This is a genomic window from Burkholderia cepacia ATCC 25416, assembly GCF_001411495.1.
Classification (GTDB): domain Bacteria; phylum Pseudomonadota; class Gammaproteobacteria; order Burkholderiales; family Burkholderiaceae; genus Burkholderia; species Burkholderia cepacia.
In genome coordinates, this window is record NZ_CP012982.1 from 245,986 (window position 1) to 271,044 (window position 25,059).

19 protein-coding genes are annotated in these 25,059 nt (G+C 67.6%); 11 read left to right on the top strand and 8 right to left on the bottom strand.

Annotated elements, in window-relative coordinates; genetic code table 11:
• Window positions 1-91: 91 nt before the first annotated feature.
• The 4 genes from APZ15_RS18545 to APZ15_RS18560 all read right to left on the bottom strand — a co-directional run bounded on the left by APZ15_RS18545 (window position 92) and on the right by APZ15_RS18560 (window position 7,009).
• Window positions 92-3,505 (bottom strand): transglutaminase family protein, encoded by a 3,414-nt coding sequence (locus APZ15_RS18545; protein WP_027791305.1) that lies wholly within the window; start codon window positions 3,503-3,505, stop codon window positions 92-94.
• 96 nt (window positions 3,506-3,601) lie between these two features.
• Window positions 3,602-4,579: a transglutaminase family protein gene (locus APZ15_RS18550; protein WP_027791304.1), complete on the bottom strand. Its 978-nt coding sequence runs from the start codon at window positions 4,577-4,579 to the stop codon at window positions 3,602-3,604.
• Window positions 4,580-4,587: 8 nt separating this feature from the next.
• Entirely contained in the window at window positions 4,588-5,529 is a 942-nt protein-coding gene (locus APZ15_RS18555) for an alpha-E domain-containing protein (RefSeq protein WP_021162096.1), read from the bottom strand.
• A 64-nt stretch (window positions 5,530-5,593) separates the two neighbouring features.
• The gene (locus APZ15_RS18560) at window positions 5,594-7,009 is read right to left on the bottom strand and encodes a circularly permuted type 2 ATP-grasp protein (protein ID WP_027791303.1); all 1,416 of its coding nucleotides are present in this window, start codon (window positions 7,007-7,009) and stop codon (window positions 5,594-5,596) included.
• 586 nt (window positions 7,010-7,595) lie between these two features.
• On the opposite strand from APZ15_RS18560, the gene APZ15_RS18565 reads away from it, so the two are divergent.
• The 9 genes from APZ15_RS18565 (at window position 7,596) to APZ15_RS18605 (ending at window position 20,107) form a co-directional block, all read left to right on the top strand.
• Entirely contained in the window at window positions 7,596-8,594 is a 999-nt protein-coding gene (locus tag APZ15_RS18565; protein WP_027791302.1) for a LysR substrate-binding domain-containing protein, read from the top strand.
• A gap of 728 nt (window positions 8,595-9,322) precedes the next feature.
• A complete protein-coding gene (locus tag APZ15_RS18570; protein ID WP_027791301.1) occupies window positions 9,323-9,733 on the top strand; it encodes a hypothetical protein in 411 nt (136 codons plus the stop codon).
• 63 nt (window positions 9,734-9,796) lie between these two features.
• On the top strand, window positions 9,797-10,594 hold the full coding sequence (locus APZ15_RS18575; RefSeq protein WP_027791300.1) for a hypothetical protein: 798 nt from the start codon (window positions 9,797-9,799) through the stop codon (window positions 10,592-10,594).
• A 105-nt stretch (window positions 10,595-10,699) separates the two neighbouring features.
• Window positions 10,700-13,054, top strand: coding sequence for a poly-beta-1,6 N-acetyl-D-glucosamine export porin PgaA (pgaA, locus tag APZ15_RS18580; protein ID WP_027791299.1), 2,355 nt, complete (start codon window positions 10,700-10,702; stop codon window positions 13,052-13,054).
• 15 nt (window positions 13,055-13,069) lie between these two features.
• Window positions 13,070-15,160 (top strand): poly-beta-1,6-N-acetyl-D-glucosamine N-deacetylase PgaB, encoded by a 2,091-nt coding sequence (pgaB, locus tag APZ15_RS18585; protein WP_027791298.1) that lies wholly within the window; start codon window positions 13,070-13,072, stop codon window positions 15,158-15,160.
• Window positions 15,157-16,428 carry a poly-beta-1,6-N-acetyl-D-glucosamine synthase gene (gene pgaC, locus APZ15_RS18590; RefSeq protein WP_027791297.1) on the top strand — a complete coding sequence of 424 codons (1,272 nt, stop codon included), beginning with the start codon at window positions 15,157-15,159 and terminating at the stop codon, window positions 16,426-16,428. Before pgaB ends, pgaC begins: the two co-directional genes overlap by 4 nt.
• Entirely contained in the window at window positions 16,406-16,894 is a 489-nt protein-coding gene (locus APZ15_RS18595; protein WP_027791296.1) for a hypothetical protein, read from the top strand. The genes pgaC and APZ15_RS18595 overlap by 23 nt, the downstream gene beginning before the upstream one ends.
• Before the next feature lie 127 nt (window positions 16,895-17,021).
• Window positions 17,022-18,845 (top strand): glutamine--fructose-6-phosphate transaminase (isomerizing), encoded by a 1,824-nt coding sequence (glmS, locus tag APZ15_RS18600; protein WP_027791295.1) that lies wholly within the window; start codon window positions 17,022-17,024, stop codon window positions 18,843-18,845.
• On the top strand, window positions 18,842-20,107 hold the full coding sequence (locus APZ15_RS18605; protein WP_027791294.1) for a hypothetical protein: 1,266 nt from the start codon (window positions 18,842-18,844) through the stop codon (window positions 20,105-20,107). The genes glmS and APZ15_RS18605 overlap by 4 nt, the downstream gene beginning before the upstream one ends.
• 46 nt (window positions 20,108-20,153) lie before the next feature.
• Here APZ15_RS18605 and APZ15_RS41005 read toward each other — a convergent pair whose 3' ends face one another.
• Window positions 20,154-20,309, bottom strand: a complete 156-nt coding sequence (locus APZ15_RS41005) for a hypothetical protein (protein ID WP_155253147.1) — start codon at window positions 20,307-20,309, stop codon at window positions 20,154-20,156.
• A 301-nt stretch (window positions 20,310-20,610) separates the two neighbouring features.
• Here APZ15_RS41005 and APZ15_RS18610 point away from each other — a divergent pair, with 301 nt between their 5' ends.
• Window positions 20,611-21,447 (top strand): c-type cytochrome, encoded by an 837-nt coding sequence (locus tag APZ15_RS18610; RefSeq protein ID WP_027791293.1) that lies wholly within the window; start codon window positions 20,611-20,613, stop codon window positions 21,445-21,447.
• 29 nt (window positions 21,448-21,476) lie between these two features.
• Complete coding sequence (locus APZ15_RS18615) at window positions 21,477-21,959, top strand: GNAT family N-acetyltransferase (protein ID WP_027791292.1); 483 nt, start codon at window positions 21,477-21,479, stop codon at window positions 21,957-21,959.
• A gap of 87 nt (window positions 21,960-22,046) precedes the next feature.
• Here the strand turns inward: APZ15_RS18615 and APZ15_RS18620 are convergent, their stop codons facing one another.
• Genes APZ15_RS18620 through APZ15_RS18630 form a run of 3 tightly spaced genes read right to left on the bottom strand, consistent with a single transcriptional unit; the run spans window position 22,047 to window position 25,050 of the window.
• Complete coding sequence (locus tag APZ15_RS18620) at window positions 22,047-23,312, bottom strand: Zn-dependent hydrolase (RefSeq protein ID WP_027791291.1); 1,266 nt, start codon at window positions 23,310-23,312, stop codon at window positions 22,047-22,049.
• Window positions 23,305-23,829 carry an L-2-amino-thiazoline-4-carboxylic acid hydrolase gene (locus tag APZ15_RS18625; protein ID WP_021160901.1) on the bottom strand — a complete coding sequence of 175 codons (525 nt, stop codon included), beginning with the start codon at window positions 23,827-23,829 and terminating at the stop codon, window positions 23,305-23,307. The genes APZ15_RS18620 and APZ15_RS18625 overlap by 8 nt, the downstream gene beginning before the upstream one ends.
• 54 nt (window positions 23,830-23,883) lie before the next feature.
• A complete protein-coding gene (locus APZ15_RS18630; RefSeq protein WP_027791290.1) occupies window positions 23,884-25,050 on the bottom strand; it encodes a branched-chain amino acid ABC transporter substrate-binding protein in 1,167 nt (388 codons plus the stop codon).
• Window positions 25,051-25,059 lie beyond the last annotated feature (9 nt).

Sequence of the window (25,059 nt, forward strand, 5' to 3'; positions counted from 1 at the left end):
CCCGCATCCTAGCATTCCGGCGGGGCCGCCATCACCCCATTCGCCGGGAGACCGCACACCGCGCATCGTCGTCCGCCTCGTCATCGTCCGGTCACGGCCGCCGCAGGTCGAGCGTGAACGGGAATTCGCGGCTCGGCGCGGCAGGCGCGACCTCCATCCGCCCCGGCGTATGCCCCATCTCGACGAAGCGTGCGAGCCGGCGGCTCTCCGCTTCGTAGGCATTGACCGGGAACGTCGCGTAGTTGCGTCCGCCCGGATGCGCGACGTGGTAGCGGCAGCCGCCGAGCGAGCGCTGCAGCCACGTATCGACAATGTCGAACGTGAGCGGCGCGTGCACGCCGATGGTCGGATGCAGCGCGGACGGCGGCGACCACGCCTTGTAGCGCACCCCCGCGACGTATTCGCCGACGGTGCCGGTCGGCTGCAGCGGCAACGCGCGGCCGTTGACGGTCACGACGTGGCGGTTGTCGTTCAGCCCCGTCACGCGCACTTCGAGCCGTTCGACCGACGAATCGACGTAGCGCACCGTGCCGCCGGGCGCACCCTCCTCGCCCATCACGTGCCACGGTTCCAGCGCGCCGCGCAGCGACAGCTGCATGCCGTTCACTGCGATCTGGCCGAACAGCGGGAAGCGGAATTCGAAGTGCGGCGCGAACCACGCCGGATCGAACGCGAAACCGGCGTCGCGCAGCTCGGCCAGCACGTCGTCGAAATCCATCTGAAGAAACTCGGGCAGCATAAAGCGGTCGTGCAGCGCGGTGCCCCAGCGCGTGAGCGGCGTCGTGTACGGCGCGGCCCAGAAACGCGCGACCAGCGCGCGCAGCAGCAGTTGCTGCACGATGCTCATCCGTGCATGCGGCGGCATCTCGAACGCACGCAGTTCGAGCAGGCCGAGCCGGCCGGTCGACGAGTCGGGCGAATACAGCTTGTCGATACAGAATTCGCTGCGGTGCGTGTTGCCCGTCACGTCGATCAGCAGGTTGCGCAGCACGCGGTCGACCAGCCAAGGCGGCATGTCCTGCCCGAACAGCAGCTTGTTGCGCTGGATCTCGGCGAACGCGATGTCGAGCTCGTAGAGCTGGTCGTTGCGCGCCTCGTCGACGCGCGGCGCCTGGCTCGTCGGCCCGATGAACAGCCCGGAGAACAGGTAGGACAGCGACGGATGGTTGTGCCAGTACGCGATCAGGCTCGCGAGCAGGTCCGGGCGGCGCAGGAACGGGCTGTCGGCCGGCGTCGCGCCGCCGAGCACGAAGTGGTTGCCGCCGCCGGTGCCGACGTGGCGGCCGTCGACCATGAATTTCTCGCTGCACAGCCGCGACTGCCACGCGGCGTCGTACAGGAATTCGGTGTGGTCGACGAGCTCGTCGAAGTTGGCGGCCGGATGGATGTTCACCTCGATCACGCCGGGATCGGGCGTCACCTGCAGCAGCTTCAGCCGCGCGTCGCGCGGCGGCGGATAGCCTTCCAGCACGAGCTTCACGCCCAGCGCGTGCGCGGTCAGCTCGATCGCGCCGAGCAGGTCGAGATAATCCTCGAGCGCGGCAAGCGGCGGCATGAACAGGTACAGGATGCCGTTGCGCACTTCGACGCACAGCGCGGTGCGCGTGATCCACGCGGCCGATTCGAAGCGCTCGGGAACGCGACCCGGGTCGCGCGCGGCAGGCCGACCGTTCCCGGCCGGGCCGTCGTCGCGCCACTGCATCACGGTCTGCGCGGACGCCTCGCGATGCACGCCGGACAGGTAGCGCGGCGCATCGGCCGGGCCCGCGTAGCGCGCGCGGATCGCGGCGGCTTCAGGCAGCGCGTCGCGCGGCGCGAACGGATCGCGCTCGACGAGATACGGATAGTCGGCACGGCTGGCCCACGGCAGCGAATCGAGCGGCAGCCGATAACCCATCGGCGAATCGCCGGGCACGAGGTACATCCGCTCGTCGCGGAAGAACCACGGCCCCGTCTGCCAGCGCGGCCCGTCGAGGCCCGGCGCAGTGTCCACGCGCTTGACCGGCAGCACGTAGCCGACCACGCTGTCGAGCTGCTGCTCGAACACCTTGCGCAGCCGCGCGCGTTCGAGCTCGTCGTCGAGGCGCGAGTCGAACGGGTCGACGTTGACCGGCAGCCGGCGCTCGCGCCACAGGTAGTACCAGACGTCTTCGTAGCCGGGCCGGATGAATTCGCCGGTCAGGTTCAGCCGCGCGGCCAGCGCATCGATGAAGCGCTTCGCGTCGTCGGTCGTATACGCGGACGGCTCGCGCTCGTCGGCGAACAGCGACGGATCGTGCCACACGGGCTGGCCGTCGGCACGCCAGAAGATCGACAACGCCCAGCGCGGCAGCTGCTCGCCCGGATACCACTTGCCCTGGCCGAAATGCAGGAAGCCGCCGTCGCCGTACTCGGCGCGCAGCCGCTGCACGAGTTCGGTCGCGTAACCGCGCTTGGTCGGGCCGAGCGCGTCGGTGTTCCACTCGGCACCGTCGCGATCGTCGATCGACACGAAGGTCGGCTCGCCGCCCTGCGTGAGCCGCACGTCGCCGGCCGCGAGTGCGCCGTCGACCTGCGAGCCGAGCGTCAGCACGGCGTCCCATTGCGAATCCGTATACGGCTTCGTCACGCGCGGCGATTCGTACACGCGCGTCACGGTCATCTCGTGCTCGAACGACACCTCGCACTCGTCGATCAGCCCCTCGACCGGCGCGGCGCTCGTCGGCTGCGGCGTGCAGGCCAGCGGAATGTGGCCCTCGCCCGCGAGCAGGCCCGAAGTCGGGTCGAAGCCGATCCAGCCGGCGCCCGGCAGGTACACCTCGCACCATGCGTGGAGGTCGGTGAAGTCGACCGACGTGCCGCTCGGGCCGTCGAGCGACTTCACGTCGGGCGTGAGCTGGATCAGGTAGCCCGACACGAAACGCGCGGCGATGCCGAGATGGCGGCACAGCTGCACGAGCAGCCACGCACTGTCGCGGCACGAGCCGGACGCCAGCTCGAGCGTCTGCTCGGGCGTCTGCACGCCCGGCTCCATCCGCACGAGATAGCCGATGTCGCGCTGCAGTTGCTGGTTCAGCGCGACGAGGAAGTTCACGGTGCCGGCCGGCGTGCGATCGACGCCGTCGACGTACGCGCGGAACAGCGGCGCCGCGCTCGTCTGCGGGTCGCACACGAGATACGGCGCGAGCTCGGTCTTCAGCGCATCGTCATAGCTGAACGGGTATTGCTCCGCGCTCGCCTCCAGAAAGAAGTCGAACGGGTTGTACACCGACATCTCGGCGACGAGATCGATCGTGATCTCGAAGTGCTCGGTGCGCTCCGGAAACACGAGCCGCGCGAGATAGTTCGAGAACGGGTCCTGCTGCCAGTTGATGAAGTGCTGCGCGGGCTCGACCGTCATCGAATACGCGAGGATCGGCGTCCGGCAGTGCGGCGCGGGCCGCAGCCGCACGACCTGCGGGCCGAGGTTGACGAGCCGGTCGTAACGATAGCGGGTGGTGTGATGCAGCGCGACGTGGATGGACATGGGAGCTCGGTTCGGGTTGGGCCGGCCGCGCGCCGCGTCGCGTGTGGCGCGACGCGGCGGCCCGGCCTGGCGGATTCGGCGAAAACGCGCGTCGGGTCAGACGAGCTCGGGTGTCTGCACGACGCTGATCTCGACGCCGACGGTCGTCGCGCCGAGCCCCGTCACCGGCTGCGCGTCGCGATAGTCGAGGCCGACCGCGATGCGCACGTAGCGCTCGTCCGGGCAGCGATTCATGAACGGATCGAACCCGACCCAGCCGAGCCCTTCGACATAGGCCTCGGCCCACGCATGGCCGGCCGGCTGCTGCATCAGCCCGGCCGCTTGCGGCTGCGCACCGAGCGCCGGCTGCGGCAGCCCCTGCGATTGCGCGGCGTGCGACGCGCCGAGCACCTGCTGCATGCCCTCGCCGCTCTGCAGCGCGAGCGCTTCTTCCTGCTCGTCGTCACCCACGTTCTGCTTCGCGTCGGCGATGCGTTGCATCGCGCTGTCCGCCAGCACGTAGCCCGAGATATAGCGGGCGGGAATCTTCAGCACGCGCGCGGCCGCGATGAACGCATGCGCATGGTCGCGGCTCGTGCCCTCGCCGCTTTGCAGCGCGGTTTCCGCGTCGACGGGCGCGTCGGCGGCCAGGTTCGGCGCATACGCGATGCGGTCGTGCACTTCCGTCATCAGCCAGTGCAATGCGTCGAGGCCGCGCGGGTCGATGGGCAGCGCTTCCGTGAGCTCGCGCACGGTGTCGCCGGCCTTCGTGAGCGCGGTCTCGCGTTCGAAGATCCACGGCGGCGCATAGCCTTCAGGATTACCGAGAATGCCGGCGCGGTCCTGCGTCTCGACGACGCCGGCCGCGACGACGACGATCTCGGCCTTCGCGCCGCGCTCGTGCCGCACGAGGTCGATGCGGTTGCCGAGCCCGTCGGCGTACGACAGCGACGGCTCGACGCCGTCGATCGTGACCTGCCACGCGCGCACCGTCTGCCCGGGGCCTGATTGCGGGCGCAGCCGCAGCCGTTGCAGCGCATGGGTGGCTTGATCGTCGAACTGATAACGCGAGATGTGTCGAATGGCGAGTCGCATGGCAAGTCTCAGTCGAAGTTGTAAGCCTGGGCGATTTCGATCCCGAGGCTGTTGTTGCGGCCGATGAAGTCGGTCAGGAATTCGTGCAGGCCGCTCTTGAAGATCCGCTCGACCGACGTATCGGACAGCATCTGCAGGATCTTCGTGGCCGTGTCGTGACACGGGTGTGTCACGCCGTAATCCTTTGCGAGCAGGTTCAGGCTCGACACGACGCGCCCGTAGCAATAGCGCAGCGAGCGCGGCATGCGGCCGTTCAGGATCAGGTAGTCGGCGATGTTCATCGGCTTGTACTGCACGTCGTACACCCAGCGGTACGAACGGTGCGCGGCGACGCAGCGCAGGATCGTCTCCCACTGGTAGTTGTCGAGGATCGTGCCGACGTGCGACACCGACGGCAGCAGCAGGTGGTATTTCACGTCGATGATCCGCGCGGTGTTGTCGGCGCGCTCGACGAACGCGCCGATCTGCGCGAAATCGAAGATCTCGTTGCGCAGCATCGTGCTGTAGAAGCTGCCGAGGATCAGCGCGGTTTCGCGCTTCACCTGGTCGAGCACGGCCGGCAGCTCGCTTTCCGGCACCGGCTGCGCGAGCGCGCGGCGCAGCGCGAGCCAAGCGCCGTTCACGCTCTCCCACGCCTCGCGCGTGAGCGCCGTGCGCACCATCCGCGCATTCGAGCGCGCGGCCTCGATGCACGACAGCACGCTCGACGGGTTGTCGCGGTCGCGCAGCAGGTAGTCGGTCACGGTATCGGCCGCATACGCGTCGTATTTCTGCCGGTAGCCTTCATCCGTGCCCGAGCTGACGAGCACCGACGACCATTCGGCCGGCGCGTCGGACGTGCGCGTGAGCGCCATCCGCAGCCCGGCATCGACGATGCGCGCGATATTCTCCGCGCGCTCGATATAGCGGTACATCCAGTAGAGACCGCTTGCAGTACGTCCCAGAAGCATCTCGTGTCCACTCCGTCTTCGTTCGGTTCGCGCGCCGGCTCCGGCGCGCGCGGTAGCATCCGGCTCAGTCGGCCAGCACCCAGGTGTCCTTGGTGCCGCCGCCCTGGCTCGAGTTGACGACGAGCGATCCCTCCTTCAGCGCGACCCGCGTGAGCCCGCCCGGGGTGATGCGGATCCGGTCCGACACCAGCACGAACGGCCGCAGGTCGACGTGGCGCGGCGCAAGGCCGGCGTCGGTCAGGATCGGCGTCGTGGACAGCGCGAGCGTCGGTTGCGCGATGTAGTTCGCGGGGCGCGCGCGCAGCTTCGCGGCGAACGCCTCGATCTCCGCTTTCGACGCGGCCGGCCCGACCAGCATCCCGTAGCCGCCCGAACCGTGCACTTCCTTCACGACCAGTTCGTCGAGATGCTCGAGCACGTACTTCAGGCTGTCGGCCTCGCCGCAGCGCCAGGTCGGCACGTTCTCCAGCAGCGCCTTGCGGCCCGTGTAGAACTCGACGATCTCCGGCATGTACGAGTAGATCGCCTTGTCGTCGGCGATGCCCGTGCCGGGCGCGTTCGCGATCGTGATGTTGCCCGCGCGGTAGACGTCCATGATCCCCGCGACGCCGAGCACCGAATCGGGGCGGAACGTGAGCGGATCGAGGAACGCGTCGTCGACGCGGCGGTACAGCACGTCGATCGGCTGGAAACCTTCGGTCGTGCGCATCGCGACGCGGCCGTCGATCACCTGCAGGTCGCTGCCTTCGACGAGATGCACGCCCATCTGGTCGGCGAGGAACGAATGTTCGTAGTAAGCGGAGTTGTGGATGCCCGGCGTGAGCACCGCGACGGTCGGGTTGTCGGCGTTGCCGCCCGGCGGGCATACGGCCGCGAGCGACTGGCGCAGCATCTGCGGATAGGTTTCGACCGGGCGCACCTTGACCTGCTGGAACAGCTCCGGGAAGAGCTGCATCATCGTCTCGCGGTTTTCCAGCATGTACGACACGCCGGACGGCGTGCGCGCGTTGTCTTCCAGCACGTAGAACTCGTTCTCGCCGGTGCGCACGATGTCGACGCCGATGATGTGCGTGTAAACGTTGCCGGGCGGCCGGAAGTCGATCATCTCCGGGATGAACGCTTCGTTGTGCGCGATCAGGTGCTTCGGCACGATGCCGGCGCGCACGATTTCCTGACGATGGTAGATGTCGTCGAGGAACGCGTTGAGCGCCATCACGCGCTGCTCGATGCCGAGCGACAGCCGGCTCCATTCCGTGCCCGAGATGATGCGCGGGACGATGTCGAACGGAATCAGCCGCTCGGCGGCCTCCGCGTCGCCGTAGACGGCGAACGTGATGCCCGTCTTGCGGAACACGCCTTCCGCGTCGTGGGCTTTCTGGGCGAGGCTCGCGGGATTCTGCGTGTCGAGCCACTGCTTCAGGCGCGCGTAAGGCGCCCTTACCATGTCGCCGGATTGCAGCATTTCATCGAATGGCTTCATCGATCTTTTCTCCATCGATCGTTTTCCCCGGCATTGCGCATGCCGGACCGGCGTAACGACTGCGTTGCAAGGAACGTGCCTTGCGGGCTCCCTCGATAATCCCCCCTTTTTGCGCCGCGCCAGGCACGCCCGGGCGATATTGCGCACCACAGTGGTGCAGCCCCCGACGCGACGTGCGACGACGGTGCGTCGCAGGCGCGCACGGCCGATGCTGCGCCGCGTCTTCCGAACATAGTTCCCCCGCGTGTCACGAATGTGCAATCTGCACTGCACAAAAAAACGGCGCGACCGGGCACCGGGCCGCCACAATGGAGGCGGGCCGGCACGCACACGGCGCAACCGGCCCTGGGGGAAGTACCGTCTGCGGCGCGCCGGCAGTTCGATGCTGTGAACTGTCCGGTTAGCCGGATCCGGCACCTCAACGCTATGCAGCCGTAATCCCGCCGACAACGCCCATGCATATTTCGACTGACACCGATCGAAAAAAAACATCGGGCCGACCCATGCGAGGCGCGGTACGCTAGAAAATTAGTGCAGCACGGGGTGCCGCCCTTCAGGCGCCCGACTATAAAAAGCGAAGATCGAAATGGAAGCAAAGTGGCTGGAAGATTTCCTGAGCCTTGCGGATACCAAGAGTTTTTCCCGGGCCGCACGTCACCGGCACCTCACGCAGTCGGCATTCAGCAGACGAATTGCCGCACTCGAAACCTGGATGGACGCGAAGCTGGTCGACCGGAGCATCAACCCGATCACGCTGACGCCGGCCGGCCAGATGTTCCGCGGGCTCGCCGCGGACATCCTGCGCAGCATGTATGCGGCGCGCAATCTCGTGAACGGCTACGACCAGTTCGCGGCCAGCGATCAGGTCGTGCGTTTCGCGGTCGCCCATACGCTCGTCTTCACGCTGTTTCCCGAATGGCTCAAGCAGCTCAACGGCGAAGTCGGCCACGTGACCGCACGCGTGAACGCGGTGAACGTGCCGGAAGGCGTGCAGCAGCTCGTCGAAGGTGAATGCGACCTGCTGCTCGGCTATCACCATCCGCAGTTGCCGATCGTGCTCGACCCGAACCACTTCCCGTTCGTCAGCCTCGGCGTCGAACGGATCCTGCCCGTATCGACGCCCGATGCGCGCGGCAAGCCCGTGTTCCAGCTGCCGGGCACACCCGACGCACCGCTGCCGCTGCTCGCGTATTCGTCGGGCGCGTTCCTCGGCAACATCGTCGAGATGCTGCTGCTGAACGCAACCGAGCCGTACGTGGTGCACCGGTGCTTCGAGACGCACATGTCCGAGGCGTTGAAGGGCATGGTCGTGGCCGGGCACGGGATCGGCTGGCTGCCGGAAAGCTGCGTTGCGAAGGAACTCGCGGAAGGCACGCTCGTATGCGCGGGTTCCGGCGACTGGATCACCGAACTCGAAATCCGCCTGTATCGGTCGGCCCGCAAGCGCGGGCTCGCGGCCGAGCAACTGTGGACGTACATCATGAACCGGCCGCGCGCGGCGGTCGAAGGTGCCGTCGGCGCAGACGAACAGGCATCCGCGCCGGCGACGCGCATCGCACGGCGCAGCGCGGGCGCCGGCCGCTGATCTTCGCGATTGTGTTTGCGTTCGCGTTCGCGTCGTGTCCGGCGACGAAGCGAACGCAACCGCGAATTTCAGCCATGCGGTGTGCGCATGCATCCGCGTCGCTTCCCGGCGAACGCGACCCGCTTTTCCGACAGCAAACTGCGATCCCGCCGTCGCCTGAAAAATAACGCGCCAGACCGGTAATCGTTATCAGTGGAATCGCAAACGTTTGCAATTCACGGCTTGATTTTTTTACATCCGACACGATACCCGGATATATTCCGTCTTATTATCAGGACAGAAATAACCTGTTACAGAACAAATTAAAAGTTTCGATTCACCCGTAACAATCTAAAATACCAGCAACGTCACACCGCCCTTTTATTTCGCTCGACCTGTACCCGAATCGACCTCGATTCGCCGCAAACACAGTCGCAAATATTCCTTTTATCAGTCGTTATTTTTCGGCACGAATGCCGATACGACAGACGTGATTCAATGCGTGCGGGATCGTTGCTACCGAATAGCAATATTCATATTCGGCAATATCGACTTTCTTCAGTATTAAGAGAGTCATGCAAATCCGCCCTTATCCTATGTAAATAGGATATTTCACTGCCGTCCCATTCGGGCCACACGCGATTGTTGGTTCGTAATCCATCGTGTATCAATAGCGTGTCGCAAAAAAGAACGCTGGCAAATTTGACTCGGAATAAATACTCGTCATTGATTCCGGAACGGAGGTTGCAATGCCTTCCTCGATTCGACAGCACGCTCGCCCCTTCCTGAGCGCCGCCCTCTCCGCGCTCTGCATGAATGCAACGGCCCAGACGCCTGCGTCGGGTCCGGGCGACGGACGCTACGTGATCTCGTATATCTGCGGCGACGCGCGGATCGACGGCACGGCGCCGCTGCCTCCCGACGGCCGGCCGTACAACCTGGGCGTGTCGTTTGCTTCGGCCAGCACCGGGCAGCCGCTTGCCAATGTCCAGGTGCGCCTGCGGCGCCATGGGCGCGTGCTCGTCGAATTCAACGCGTCCGGGTCGCGCTGCCTGTTCAGCGTGCCCGACGCAAGTTACCGGGTGGAAGGGACGTACCAGGGCGCCACCCAGTTCGCGATCGTGGAAACGGGGGCACTCTCCACGCAGTTGCGATGGTAAGTCCCGCCTGACCCCGCCCCGATCACGCCATTCACCGCCGCGCATCGAATCAAGGAGCATTGCATGCCTCCTGCCGAACGACCGGACCGCTCGCCCGCCCCCCAGCCGAAACCCTCCTGGGGCCCGGGAAAGAACGCAGCACTCAGCTTCGTCGCGTTTGCCACGATCTTCGGCATCTTCGCGTATGCCGAGCGAGACACGACAGTCGGCCACCCGAGCATGGCGCACGACATCTCCAGCGCAATCGGAACCGCGGTCGGGAAGTATCGCAACGCGATCGTGACCCTGGCCTCCCGCGCGAGCGCATCGTCCGGCACATCCGTCGCGCCCGTGCCGGCGTCGACACGCGCGCAGGCCACACCGCCCGCGCCGCCATGGCAGGCAGCGTCGGCGTCGGCTGCACCCGAGGTATCGACCGTGCCGCCCGTCACGCTCGCGGTCGCACCGGAAACCGCGCCGCACCCCGCTTCCCGCGCCGTCGCGACGCACCGGCGGCCGCCGCATGCGCCACCCGTGACACTCGCGGCCGGTACGCAGCCGGCAACCGCCTCCGGTCGCGCCGCCACGCGGCACGGCGCCACGCATCGGCCGCCGCATGCGGACACGCTGGCAGGCACGGACAAGCGGATGAACTTCGCGCCCAAACCCCGGGCGTACGGCACCGACCCCACGCGCATGCAGACGGCGAGCGTCACGCACGCAGAACTGGAAAGCGCGCGTGCGCTGGCGAAGGCGCGCTCGTGCGCGGTGATCGACGAATGGAACTGTGTCGAGCAAAACGCGAGCCGGGCGCTCGCGATCGACCCGACGAACAGCGAATCGCGTGCCTTGCTCGGCCAGGCGATCCGTAACCGGCTGTGAGCCGGCGCCGCATTGCCGGGCTCTCGCAGCCCGGCCGCGCGACACGCGACGACGTGCCTCGTCACGCGTGTCACCGATGTGATCGTTTCGAAAGGAGGACACCTCGTGGCCAACAATCATCAACAATCCTGCACGGCCGTCGCTCCGTCCAACCGGCGGATCCTCCTGCATGCGCCACTGGTATTGCTGCTCGTCGCGTCCGGCCCCTGCTTCTCCGCCGAAGGCGATACGGAGTCGGGCCGCATCAGTGAAATCGCCGGGTCCGCCGGCGCACCGGACCGGAGGCCGCCCGACGTGTCGGCACAGGGTTCGCCCGCGCCGGATGTGCAACCGCCGAATGCGCGGACGCTGATCGCGCAGGCATCGAGTGCGCAGATGTCCGACACGTCGACTCCTGCCGCTTCTCAGCCCGGTCAGCCCCCCGATCCGCAAACACCGGGGGCGCCGACGTCGAGCCCGTCGACACCGGGCATGCCGGCGCCGAACGCGCAGGCCCCCGGCGCGCAGCCGCCAGCCTCCCAGGTACCCGAAGCCCAGGCGCCGAACGCGCAGATACCCGATCTCCGCACCGCCGATCCGGCCACGGTCCGCAACGACGTGTTCGGTCTCGCATCGAGCGGCGGCGCGGTCAAGGCGCTGGAGGAAGCGAAAGCGCGCCCCGACGTGTTCTCCGCGGTCGATCTCGCGCGGCTCGAGGAACTGTCGATCCGCCAGCAGGTGCGCGGCGGACGCGACAAGTCGCGCTCGATGACGAGCCCCGACCGCTTCGACGGGATCGACAACGCGCTCGCCGCCGCGAACGACCTCGACAAGCGGATGCCGTCCACGCCCGAGTATTCGCCGGTCAGGACGGCGCTCGCCGGCGACCGGACGGTAGCGCTGGCGGCACGCGGCGAGATGAAGCAGGCCGTCGCGACGTTCGAGACGATTCCGCCGGACGCGGAGATCTCGATCGACGCACTGGCGGCCGTCGGCGACGCGTACCTGTACCTGAGCGAACCGGGCAAGGCCAACGCGGTATACCAGCGCGCGCTGAAGCAGGCGACCGCGCCGCAGGCCGACATCGCGACGCGCGGCTTCCAGTACGGCGCACGCACGCGCCCGATCGAATTGCGCGAGGGGCTGTTCTGGTCGTACGTCGACCAGGGACGCGCGGCCGATGCGAACCTGGCGCTCGAGGACATGGGCAAATCGCTGCCGCCGGCCAAGGACGTGCGCACCTGGGGGCCGGAAAACGACGACTACCTGCGCTACTACCGGCTGCGCGCGCAATACCTGATCTACACGGGCCGGGTGGACGAAGGGATCGCCTCGCTGGAAAAACTCGAGAAGGAAGTGCCGTTCAACGCGGAAGTCCGCGCCGCGCATGCCGACGCGGTCTCGGGCCAGTCGCACCCGCGCCAGGCGATCGCGATGTATCGCGCGTCGCTGACCGACCACCCGGACAGCGTCGAGATGCTCGCGGGGCTCGGCCGCGCATCGCTGACGGCAGACGATTACGCGAGCGCGAGGAACGTCGACCAGACCCTGGGCAACACGTTCCCGGACAGCGGCGCCGTGCGCGGGTTCAAGCGCGACTACAAGGCGTACCGCAGCCCCGTGTTCACGACCGACCTGAGCTTCGAGCACGGCAACAGCGCACTGGCCGACAACAGCTTCACGTCGGACAGCTATGTGTATTCGCAACCGTTCGGCGACAACTGGCGGGTCTTCTCGCATACGTTCTTCGGCCATGCCCAAACCGACGGCGGCAACGTCAGCCGCACGCGCACGGGCGTCGGCGGCGACTACCGGCACGGCCCGCTCACCGTGCTGGGCGAAGTCACGCGCTCGTTCGGCGCGGACGGCCGAACCGGCGGCCGCGGGTCGATCGCGTACGCGCTGAACGACTACTGGACGGTCGGCGCCGGGCTCGACACCAACGACAACTCGCTGCCGTGGAAGGCGTATGCCGCTCACATCTGGGGCCGCTCCGCGAACGTCTCGGTCGTGTATCGCCAGAGCGACCGCCGCGAAGTCAAGCTGAGCTACGGCGTGAGCCGCTACAGCGATTCGAACCTGCACCAGGAGATTTCCGCGACCGCCACGCAGCGCGTGTACACGTCCGCCACCCAGCTCGTCAACGTATCGCTGGACCTCGGCACCGACAGCAACACGCGGCAGGACGCCCCCTACTTCAACCCGGGCCGCGACTATGCGGCCGCGGCGACCGTCATGCACCAGTTGACCTTATGGAAGAAGGGAGACATGTCGCTGCAGCAGCGCCTGTCGGCGTCAGGCGGTGTTTACAACGAGCGCGGCTTCGGCACGAGCCCGCTGTGGACCGCGCGCCTCGAGCACGCGTGGACGTTCAAGCACGACATCACGCTGACCTACGGCGTCGAAATCAGCAGTCATGCGTACGACGGCCAGCGCGAGCGCTCCGAAACCGGCTTCCTGTCGGTCAACCTGCCGTTCTAGCAAGGAGATCGGACAATGCAATCCAGACGGACCTTCATGTGCGGATGCCTCGGTACGTTTGCGGCCTGTTCGTTGTTCCCCGGCGTGTCGAACGCCAGGATGATCGACCTGCTGCCGCCGTCCGATCCGGTCGACGGCAAGACGTTCCGCGTGATCTGCATGCATGACGTGCGCGACAACCTGCTCGCGACGTTCTCGTCGTCGACGATGGTCGATCCGTACGCGGTCGATACCGGCACGCTGACGGCCATCTTCTCGTGGCTGCAGACCAACAACTACCACACCGTGACGGTCAGGCAGATCGAAGCGTCACGACACGGCGGCAAGCCGCTGCCGCCGCGCGCGGTGCTGCTCACGTTCGACGACGGCTACAGCAGCCACTACACGAAAGTCCTGCCGCTGCTCGAGCGCTTCAAGTATCCGGCCGTGATGGGCATCGTCACCGCCTGGATCGACGCGCCGCTGGATACGCCGATCAAGATCAGCGACAAGGTCCAGATGCCGCGCGACTACTTCATGACGTGGGACCAGGTGAAGAAGGTCGGCCAGTCGGAATTCGTCGAGCTCGGGTGCCACACGCACAACCTTCATCACGGCGCGGTCGCGAATCCGCAGGGCAACGAACTGCCGGCGACCACGTCGCACCTCTACCTGCAGGACCAGAAACGCTATGAAACCGACGCCGAATTCGAAGCGCGCGTGCACGACGACCTGCAGACATGCGTGCGGCAGATCCGCGAACGCACCGGCATCGTCGCACGCTCGATGGTCTGGCCGTACGGCGCGGAAAACCAGCCCGTGCGCAAGATCTCGACGTCGCTCGGCATGGACATCCAGTTCAGCCTCGATGCCGGCCCGAATACGCCGGACGTGCCGCTCGACCGGTTGCGGCGGATCCTGATGATGTACGACGTCGACATCGGCGGGTTCGAGCGGTCGATGCGCGAGCCGGCCTCCAACCGCGGCGATGTCGACATTCCCGAGCGCGTCGTGCAGGTCGATCTCGACCAGGTCTACGATCCCGATCCGGCGCGCCAGGAAGCGAATCTCGGCAAGCTGATCGAGCGCATCTACCGGATGCAGCCGAAATCGGTATACCTGCAGGCGTACGCCGACCCGAAGGGCACGGGTGTCGCGGAATCGCTGTATTTCCCGAACCGGCACCTGCCGATGCGCGGCGACCTGTTCTCGCGCGCCGCCTGGCAGCTCAGCACGCGCTCGAACGTGCAGGTGTATGCGTGGATGCCGGTGCTCGCGTTCCGGCCGCGGGCGGACAAGCATCGCGGCCTGGAAGCCGTCAGCGCATACGGCGGCGCGCCGGCGCGCGAGAACGGCTCGCGCGTGTACCGCCTGAGCCCGTTCGACCCCGAAGCGCGGCTGTTCATCGAGCAGATCTACGAGGATCTCGGCAAGTACGCGTCGTTCAGCGGCATCCTGTTCAGCGACGACGCCGTGCTCGACGATTACGAAGACGCCGGCCGGCACGCGCTGAGCACGTACGCGCAATGGGGCCTGCCGGCCGACATCGGCAAGATCCGCGCGACACCCGACCTGATGAAGCGCTGGACGCGGCAGAAAAGCCGCTACCTGATCGACCTGACGCGCCAGCTGGAACAGATCGTGCTCGCGAACCAGAACGCGGGCGACGTGCTGACGGCGCGCAACATCTTCGCGCTGCCGGTGCTGAAGCCGGAATCGGAAGCGTGGTTCGCGCAGAACTACGACGATTTCCTCGCCACCTACGACTTCGTCGCGCTGATGGCGATGCCGTACATGGAACAGGCGCAGGACCCCGAGCGCTGGATGGACCAGCTCGTCGACGCCGTCCGCGCGAAACAGCTCGGCACCAGGCGCACCGTGTTCGAACTGCAGTCGTACGACTGGCACGCGCGCAAGGACATCGGCGGCACCGCGCTGCTCGCGCAGATGCGGCGCCTGCGCAGCAAGGGCGCGGTGAACTTCGGCTACTACCCGGACAACTTCCTGAACAACCAGCCGGATCTCGACACGATGCGCGACGTGATGTCGCTGAAGTCGCGCCTCGATCCGACCTCCATCAACGCGCTGATGCAGATGCAGAAAACACAGGGGACGAAGACGCCATGACCAGCCACAGCATCATCCAGCGCCTGCAGGATTTCGTCTTCTACTACCCGTTCTTCATGTCGTACCTGTGGATGATCGGCGGCGTCGTCCATTACTTCCTCCTCGAGGAAGGGCGCGTGCTGTCGACGCGCACGATCGCGGCGAGCGGGATCCCGAAGATCTCGATCGTCGTGCCGTGCTTCAACGAGGCGGCGAACGCGCAGAGCGTGATCCGGCACCTGAACGCGATGGACTACCCGAACTACGACATCATCGCGGTCAACGACGGCAGCCAGGATCGCACCGGCGAGATCCTCAACGAGCTGGCCGTCGAGATCCCGCGGCTGCTCGTGATCCATCACGCGCGCAACGAAGGCAAGGCGGTCGGGCTCACGACCGCGGCCGCGGTGTCGAACGCGGAATACCTGCTGTGCATCGACGGCGATTCGCTGCTCGCGCACGATGCGATCGGCTGGATGCTCGAGCACTTCCTGACCGACCCTGGCGTCGGCGCCGTGACCGGCAATCCGCGCATCCGCACGCGCACGTCGCTGCTCGGCCGCATGCAGGTCGGCGAATTCTCGTCGATCGTCGGGCTGATCAAGCGCACGCAGCAGGTGTACGGCCGCATTTTCACGGTGTCGGGCGTCGTCACGATGTTCCGCAAGACCGCGCTCGCCGACGTCGGCTACTGGAGCGCGGACATGCTGACCGAGGACATCGACATCAGCTGGAAGCTGCAATGCCGCGACTGGCGCGTCGTATACGAGCCGCACGCGCTCAGCTGGATCCTGATGCCCGAGACGCTGATGGGGCTCTACCGGCAGCGGCTGCGCTGGTCGAAAGGCGGCATCCAGGTGCTGCTGAAATATGCGGGCACGCTCGCGCGGCCGACGCAGATGATGATGTGGCCGCTGTTCGCCGAGTACCTGATCGGGATCGCGTGGGCCTATTCGATGTCGTTCATCCTGCTGCTCGCGCTGGTGGACGTCGTCTATCCGCTGCCGCTGAGCTGGCACGTATCGGTCGTGCCGCACTGGCACGGGATGTTGCTGGTTGCGACCTGCATCCTGCAACTGATCATCGGCAGCATGATCGATCGTCAGTATGACGAAAAACTCCTGATGTACTTCCTGGACACCATCTGGTACCCCGTTGCTTTCTGGCTGATCAGCATGATCACCACCGTCGTCGCCCTGCCGGCCGTCGTGCTGCGGGGCCGCGGCAAGCGGGCCGTGTGGGTCAGCCCCGACCGAGGCATTCAACATGAAGAACGCGCCGATTATTGACCTCTCCCTGCGCACGCCGCGCGAAATGATCACCGAACGCGGCCGCGTCGCCGGGCTCGCGCAGGTCGTCTGGTTCCGTCTCGTGCGGCCCGCGCTGGTGGGCGCCGTATGGGCGTCGATCTGCATCTATACGTATCGCTACCTGCTGCCGTTCAACCCGGCCGAGATGCCGATCGAACAGATGGTGTTCTACGCGACCAGCATCGCGATCATCGCGGGCGCCATCGTCATGTGGCTGATCGCCGGGCGCGTCGTGCATCCGCTGGCCTTCCGGCTGCGCGTGTCGAAGATGCTGCGGCGTTCGGCCAGCGCAAAGGTGCGCTCGGTGCCGCCGACCGTACTGGCCAGCGCCCGTCGGCGCGGCGCGCGCCGCACGACGCGCATTCTCGTCGCGTCGCACGACGCGAACGGCTCGATTTCAGGCATCGAATGGGTCGCTCACGCGGGGCCGCCGCCCCGCGAGTAGGTCAGCGGAGCCGCGCCGCCGCGCACGGGGCCGCATCGGTGCCGCGCGGCGCCACTCCTGAAGCCGCACTGCCGCGCTGTGTCGGCAGGCCGGCAACCTTTTGCAGTTTTTGCAGACGAGGTGAATCATGTGCGGAATCGTCGGAGCAAGCGGCCTGAACAATCAGGTGCCGCAACTGGTCAATGCGCTGAGCCGGCTCGAGTATCGCGGCTACGATTCGTGCGGCATCGCCGTGCAGGACGACGGCCGCCTGCGCAGCGAGCGCACGCTGCGGCGCGTGACCGACCTGCAGGCCCGCGTGCTGACGCTGGGCCTCGAGGCGCAGACCTGCATCGCGCATACGCGCTGGGCGACTCACGGCGCACCGTCGGAAATGAACGCGCATCCGATCATGTCCGGCGACACGATCGCGGTCGTGCACAACGGCATCATCGAGAACCACGACGCGCTGCGCGTGGAGTTGCGCGAGCGCGGCTACACGTTTCGCGGCCAGACCGATACCGAGGTGATCGCGCACCTGATCCACAGCCTCTATCGCGACGACCTGTTCGACGCGGTCGTGCGCGCGGTGAAGCGGCTGCACGGCGCGTACGCGATCGCCGTGCTGAGCGCGCGCGAGCCGCAACGCCTCGTCGCCGCGCGCGCGGGCTCGCCGCTCGTGATCGGCATCGGGGCCGAACAGAACTACCTCGCGTCGGATTGCGCGGCGCTCGGCGACCTGACCGACCGCTTCGTTTACCTGGAGGACGGCGACGTCGCACTGATCACGCCGGAGCGCATCGCCGTGGTCGACTCGGGCGGGCACGACGCCCAGCGCCCGCTGTGCCAGGTGAAGGCACGCGAAGGCGACGCCGCGCTCGGCCCGTACCAGCACTTCATGCAGAAGGAGATCTTCGAGCAGCCGAAGGCGATCGACAACACGCTCGACGGCATCGACACGATCTCGCCGGCGCTGTTCGACGCGACCGACGCCGCGCGCGCGCGACTGTCGAGAGTCAGGAGCGTGCTGCTGCTCGGCTGCGGCACCAGCTACTACGCGGGCCTGACCGCGAAATACTGGCTCGAGTCGATCGCGGGCGTGCCCGCCCAGGTCGAGATCGCCAGCGAATTCCGCTACCGCGACACGGTGGCGGATCCGCGCACGCTCGTCGTCGGCATCTCGCAATCGGGCGAAACCGCCGACACGATCGGCGCGATCGAGCGTGCGCGCGACATGGGCCAGGAACTGTCGATGGCGATCTGCAACGTGGCGACCAGCACGATCGCGCGCAACGCGCCGCTGCGGTTCCTGACACGGGCCGGCATCGAGCTCGGCGTCGCGTCGACCAAGGCGTTCACGACGCAGCTCGTCGCGCTGTTCGTGCTGACGCTGACGCTCGCGCAGCTGCGCGGCCGGCTCGACGCGGCGCAGGTCGCGCTGCACCTGAAGCAGTTGCGCGCGCTGCCCGAGCGCATCGGCCACGCGCTCGCGCTCGAAACGCAGATCATGGGCTGGGCCGCGAAGTTCGCGCGTACCGAAAACGCGCTGTTCCTCGGGCGCGGCATTCATTTTCCGATCGCGCTGGAAGGCGCACTGAAGCTCAAGGAGGTGTCGTACATCCACGCCGAAGGCTACGCGGCCGGCGAACTGAAGCACGGCCCGCTCGCGCTCGTCACGAGCGCGATGCCGGTCGTCACGATCGCGCCGGACGACCGCCTGTTCCAGAAGCTGAAGTCCAACATGGCCGAGGTGCGCGCGCGCGGCGGGCGGCTCTACGTGCTGGCGGGCAGCGCACTCGACATCGACGCCGACCGCGACACGCACCTGATCCGCGTGCGCGAATCGAGCGACCTGCTGTCGCCGATCGTCAACGTGATCCCGCTGCAACTGCTCGCGTATCACGTCGGCTGCGCGCGCGGCGCCGACGTCGACAAGCCGCGCAACCTCGCGAAATCGGTGACCGTCGAATGAGGTGGCGAGCGCGCCCGGCGCAGGCGGTCGCGCGGCGCGTCGCGGCCGCGCTGTGCGGCGCATGCGGCATCGTCACGGCGCCGCCGGCCTTCGCCGCCACGCCGGCCGTGCATACGGTCACCGTACCGGCCGCCCCGTCCCCCCACCCGGCCACCGATCCGCGCAGCTTCATGCACGGCATCGGCGTGGCCGACGCCGGCAGCGGCAAGCGCTGGGTGTTCTTCAGCAGCTCGGGCATCGTGCCGCGCGGCGCGATGCGCAGCGGCAGCTGGCCGCATGACGTGTACGTCGGCGAATGGCTGCCCGGCGCGGCGCACCTGCTGCACGTCCATACGTTCATCAGCCGCCCCGAGGCGCAGGAACCCGTGTCGATCGCGCAGAACGCGCGCGGCGACATCTTCGTCACGTTCGAGGACGGCTGGAACGCGCCGCAGGAAGTCAGCCAGCGCTACGGCGTGTACCGCCGCGACCTGAAGCCGGTCAAGCCCTACCCGAACGACGTCGAATCGGGCGGCCACTCGGGGCACGTCGCCACGGCTGCCGACCGCTTCGTCGTGTTCTATTCCGCCGACTGGATCGACGGCGGCGGCGTCGACAACCTCGGCACCGGCAACGGCGTTTACGTGAAGACCTACGACGCGGTCGGGCGCGTGCTGAACCACGTCGCGGTCGCGCCGCACCGCCGCGAGTGGTGGCCCGTGGTCGCGGGCTCGCCGCATGCCGCACTGCTCGTGTGGCAGAAGTTCATCGAAGGCAGCACGGACGCGACGCTCGAATACGCGATGTTCGACCCGGTCACCGCGAGGCTGGACAAGCTGGGGACGCTGAACGACGCGATCCAGTACTACGTTTACGCGTCCGCGTATGTGCCGGAGATCGACCGCTTCATCGTCGTCACGACGACGGCGGACGATCGCGGCATCGCGATGCTGATCGCGCCGGACGGCCGCCGCACGGCGACGCTCGACTGCCTGCCGGCGTCGGTGCGCGAATCCGGCATCGGGGTGTCCGGCACGCATGCGTACGTGCCGATCCGCGACGGGCGGCTGCTGACGCTGGCGCTCGGGCCGGCGGAGATCGCGGTCGGTGGTGTGCAGCGTTCGCCGATTCCGTGGGGCATGACGGGCATCGCCGGTTTCCCGGCGCGCGGCAACGCGATGCATTTCGTGTCGCTGACACCGTCGGGCACGCGCGAAGCCGATTTCGAACCGGCGCATGACACGCCGATGCCGAAACGCGAAGCGCCTTGCTCGAGTCATTGAAGCGACATCGCGCCGGTATCGCGCGGCTCATGCCGGATGGGTGCGGTCAGTCCGCGTTTTCGCGCTCCAGTCCAAACCGCGCCATGCAATGCCACACCCATTTGGCCGTCTGATAGTCGAGTGTGCCGTCGCGCGCGCGGCCGAGCACGGCCGGCGTCACGATGCGGTCGACGGCGAGGTGTTCGATCGCGTCGGCGGCCACGATCGTCGGATATGGGCAAACGCCCGCTCTGCCGGGAGCCCATGCGTGTTGTCCGGTCTCGTCGAATGCCGCCGAGTCGCGCGGCGCCGACGGTATCCTCGCGCCCGCGGCCCGGTGTCGGTTGCGGCTGGCCGCACCCGGTGCGTGACGAAGCACGATACACCGTCGCGCGGAACCGGTCACCCGTCCCGCGCCGCAGTCGCCAGCGCCGCGCGTACCGGATAGACTGTCGCCCGATTCCTTCCATCGGCCGCGGTGCCCGCCTCCTGCCGCCGCCGGAACGCCCCTTCCCGGAGAACGAATGCTGAAGCGCCAGTGGTTTTCGCTCGTGCTGCTGACGGTTTGCCTGCTCGGACAACGCGCGTCGGCCCAGTCCACGCTCGAACTCGACACCGACGGCACGGCCCGCACCCTCACCCGGCAGACGCTGCTCGCACGCCCCGACGCGACGGACATCCGTGTGCCGCGCGACATCGCGTACGGCCGGCCGATGACGTTCCGCGCGGTGCCGTTCGCCGCGCTGCTCGGCGACACGCCGCTGCCCGCCGACGGCGTGCTCGAAACGCGCGCCGCCGACGGCTTCGCCGCGCAACTGCCACTGGATCTCGTGCGCCGCCGCGCGCCGGCCGGCGCCGTTCCGTGGCTCGCGATCGAGGACCCGGCCCATCCATGGCCGAAGCTGCCCGGCAAGCAGGTCAGCGCGGGGCCGTTCTATCTGGTGTGGCTCGGGCCGGACGCCGCGTCGGTGCGCGGCGAGCAGTGGCCGTACCAGATCGTGCGCGTCACGATCGAATCGTCGCCGCTCGCGCGCTGGCCGTCGCTTGCCGTGGATGCCGCGTTGCCTGCCGACGATCCGGCCCGTGCGGGGCAGCACCTGTTCGTCACGCAATGCCTCGCATGCCACCGGCTCGACGGCGCGGGCAGCAGCCATGCCGGCCCCGACCTGAACACGCCGATGAACCCGGTCGACTACTTCCAGCCGGCCGCGCTGCGCCGCTACATCCGCAACCCGGCATCGGTGCGCGACTGGCCGGGCCGCGTCATGCCGGCGTTTCCGCCCGACCAGCTGAGCGACCGGGAACTCGAACAGATCGTCGCGTATCTCGCGTATATGGCGCGGCGCAAGGCCGCTCGATAACGCGCGGCCCGATTGCACGAGGAACGTTGATGACTTCAGGCGACACGCTGTTCACCATCGCATCGATCGACGCCGCGCAGACGCACCCGCTCCGGGCAGCGATCCTGCTGAACGGCGACCTGAACGCCTGCGAACTGGCTGGCGACCATGCGCCGACGACGCTGCATGTCGGCGTGCGCGACGACAGGTCGAACATCGTGGCGGTCGCCTCGCTCTGCGAGGAGCCGCGCGATGACGATCCGGCACGGCCCGCGTGGCGGCTTCGCGGAATGGCCGTTCATCCTGCCGTGCGCGGCATGGGCTACGGGCGCGTGCTGGTGCAGGTTTGCGTGCGGCATGCGCAAGCGCACGGGGCCGCGCTCGTGTGGTGTACGGCACGCGAAGTGGCGTACCGGTTCTATGAAAAGCTCGGGTTTGCGGCCGATGGAGCCTTGGTCACGATGCCGGGGCGCACCGATACTGCGTTTTACGTGATGCGCCGATACATCGATCGGCATTCGCCGGCGGCCTGACGCGAATTTCGTGTTCGCGGCGCCAGGCCGAAACCGGCGCGGCCCGGCGCACACCCTGCCGCCGGGCCGCTGCCGTCACGCTCGGGCTCAGGCCTCTTGCGCGCTCCGCAACACCGCACGCAACAGCACATCCGCCCCCGCCGCCGCCCACTCGGGCGTAATCGCTTCGGCCTCGTTGTGGCTCAGCCCGTCGACGCACGGCACGAAGATCATCCCGGTCGGCGCAACGCGCGCGACATAACACGCGTCATGACCCGCGCCGGACACGATGTCCATGTGCGACAGCCCGAGCGCCCGTGCCGCGTCACGCACCGCGTCGATGCAGCGCGGCGCGAACGGGATCGGCGCATACGTGAAAATCTGCTCGATCTGCGCACCGAGGCCCGTTTCATCGGCCACACGCGCAAGTTCGGCACGCAGCGCCGCGTCCAGTTCGTCGAGCACCGCATCGTCCGGATGACGAAACTCGACCGTGAAGAAGCAGCCGCCCGGCACCGTGTTGCGCGAGTTCGGCCGCGCCTCGATCATTCCGACCGTCGCGCGTGCGTCCGGCGCGTAACGGCGGCCGAGCACCTCGATGAACGAGATCATCCGCGCGGCGCCGACCAGCGCATCACGGCGGACCTCCATCGGCGTCGTGCCCGCGTGCGCGTCGACGCCGGTGAGCGTCACTTCGTACCAGCGCTGCCCCTGCCCGCCCGTCACGACGCCGATCGTCTTGCCGGCCCGTTCGAGAATCGGGCCCTGCTCGATATGCAGTTCATACGCCGCGTGCACCGGATAGCCGCCGACGGGCTCGGTGCCCGCGTAGCCGATCCGCGCCAGTTCCTCGCCGATCGTCCTGCCCGCGCCGTCGGTGCGCGACAGCCCGTATTCGAGCGTATAGACACCCGAGAACACGCCGGCCGACACCATCGCCGGCGCAAAACGCGAGCCTTCCTCGTTGGTCCAGATCACGACGTCGATCGGGCGCTCGGTCTCGACGCCCGCGTCGTTCAGCGCGCGCACGACCTCGAGCCCGCCGAGCACGCCGTAGATGCCGTCGTAGCGGCCGCCCGTCGGCTGCGAATCGGCGTGCGAGCCCGTCATGACCGGCGCGGCGTCGGGATTGCGCCCCGGGCGGCGTGCGAACACGTTGCCCATCCGGTCCACGCGCACCGTGCAGCCGGCGTCCTGCGCCCATTGCACGAACAGGTCGCGCGACTCGCGATCGAGGTCGGTCAGCGCAAGACGGCAGACGCCGCCCTTCGGCGTCGCGCCGATCTGCGCCATCCGCTCGAGCGACGCCCACAGGCGATCGCCGTCGACGCGCGGCGCGCTCACGATATCCACGCTGCCATGATCGTCACGCATCGCCGTTCTCCGGCGCGGATTGCAGTGCGTAACGGAAATCGCAACGCTTGCCGCCCTGCATGATCGTGCTCGTGCGCGTGAGCGCGATGTCCGGCGCATAACCCTGGATGAAATGGCTGTCGCGCGCGCAGCTCAGCAGATGCCCGATCTCGCCGAGCCCCATCGCGTGATACATCTCCGCGTAGCTGCAGCGATGCACGTCGTAGTCGTAGTGCGCGTCGTCCGCGCGCCGCACCTCGACGTCGAGCGCATCGTCCTTCTCCCACAGCACCTGCAGCGCGATGAACGACTTCACGCTCGTGCCGCCCGGCTCCTGTGCGGCGAACGTGCGGCCGGCGTCGACGGCCGCGCCGCGCACGGCTTCCGCGATCACGGCCTGTGCGCGCTCGGCGCCGAACTCGCGCTTCATGATCTCGTAGATCGGCTTGATGATTTCCGCTTCGATGCGGCGCCGCGCGAGGATCCCGAGGCGCGTGTCCTCGGGTGCGGCGGCGGATGTCTGGGTCGCTTCGGTCATGGGGATCGTCCGGGTCGTTTTATCGATGTGTCGCGCTGTGTTGCGCCGTGTTGTTTACTTGGTCGCGGTGCGCGAGCCGCCGAGCACGTCGACGACGGTCCACTTGCCGCCGCGCACCTGGTAGATCGTGAAGGCCGGGTCCTTCAGGTTGCCTTCGCCGTCGAACGCGATCCGCCCCGTCACGCCGGGCCGGTCGATCGCACGCACCGCGGCGACCAGCTTCGCCGGCTGCGTCGTGCCGGCCTTCTGCGCGGCCGCGATCAGCGTGGCCGCCGCGTCGTACGCGAACGGCGCATGCAGTTCGATCGGCGCACGGAAGCGCGCCTGGTATTGCGTGTCGAATGCCTTGCCGCCCGGCATCCGGTCGAGCGGCAAGCCCGGTTCAAGCGCCGTCACGCCGTCGCCGTCCTTGCCCGCGAGCGACAGGAAGGTCTGGCTCACGAAGCCGCCCGCGCCGAGCAGCGGCGCGTTCACGCCGAGCTGGCGCATCCGGCGCGCGATCGGCGCCGCTTGTGCATCGAGGCCGCCGAAGAACACGAGATCCGCGCGCTTGCCCTTGATCGCGGTCAGCACGCCGCTGAAATCGGTCGTCTTGTCGTTCACGTACTGGCGATCGACGATCGCCCCGCCGTTCGCCTGCACGCCCTTGATGAACTGGTCGGCGAGCCCCGCGCCGAACGACGTGCGATCGTCGATCACCGCGATACGCTTCGCCTTCAGCGTCTTCACCGCATACGCGCCCGTGAAGTTGCCGCCCGCATCGTCGTGACCCATGATGCGGAACGCCGTCGCATAACCCTGCTGCGTGTATTGATGGCCGGTGGACGCCGGCGCGATCTGCGGGATGCCCGCGTCGCGGTAGACGCGCGATGCCGGCACGCTGCAGCCCGTGTTCCAGTGGCCGACGACGCCGATCACGTGCTGGTCGACGAGCTGCTGCGCGACCGCGACGGCCGTGCGCGGATCCGATTGATCGTCGGCCGCGACGAGCTTGTAGACGACCGGCTTGCCGCCGATGGTCGGATGCTTCGCGTTCGCATCGTCGATCGCGAGTTGCGCGCCGTTCTGCAGGTCCTTGCCGATCCGCGCGGACGGGCCGGTGAGCGGCGCGGCGAGACCGATCAGGACCGTCTGCGGCGCGGATTGCGCGAAGGCGGGAACCGAGGCGACCAGAGCGGCCGCCGAGAATGCGAGGCTGGCGTGGAGGAAAGCGATTTTCATGTGCGGGGA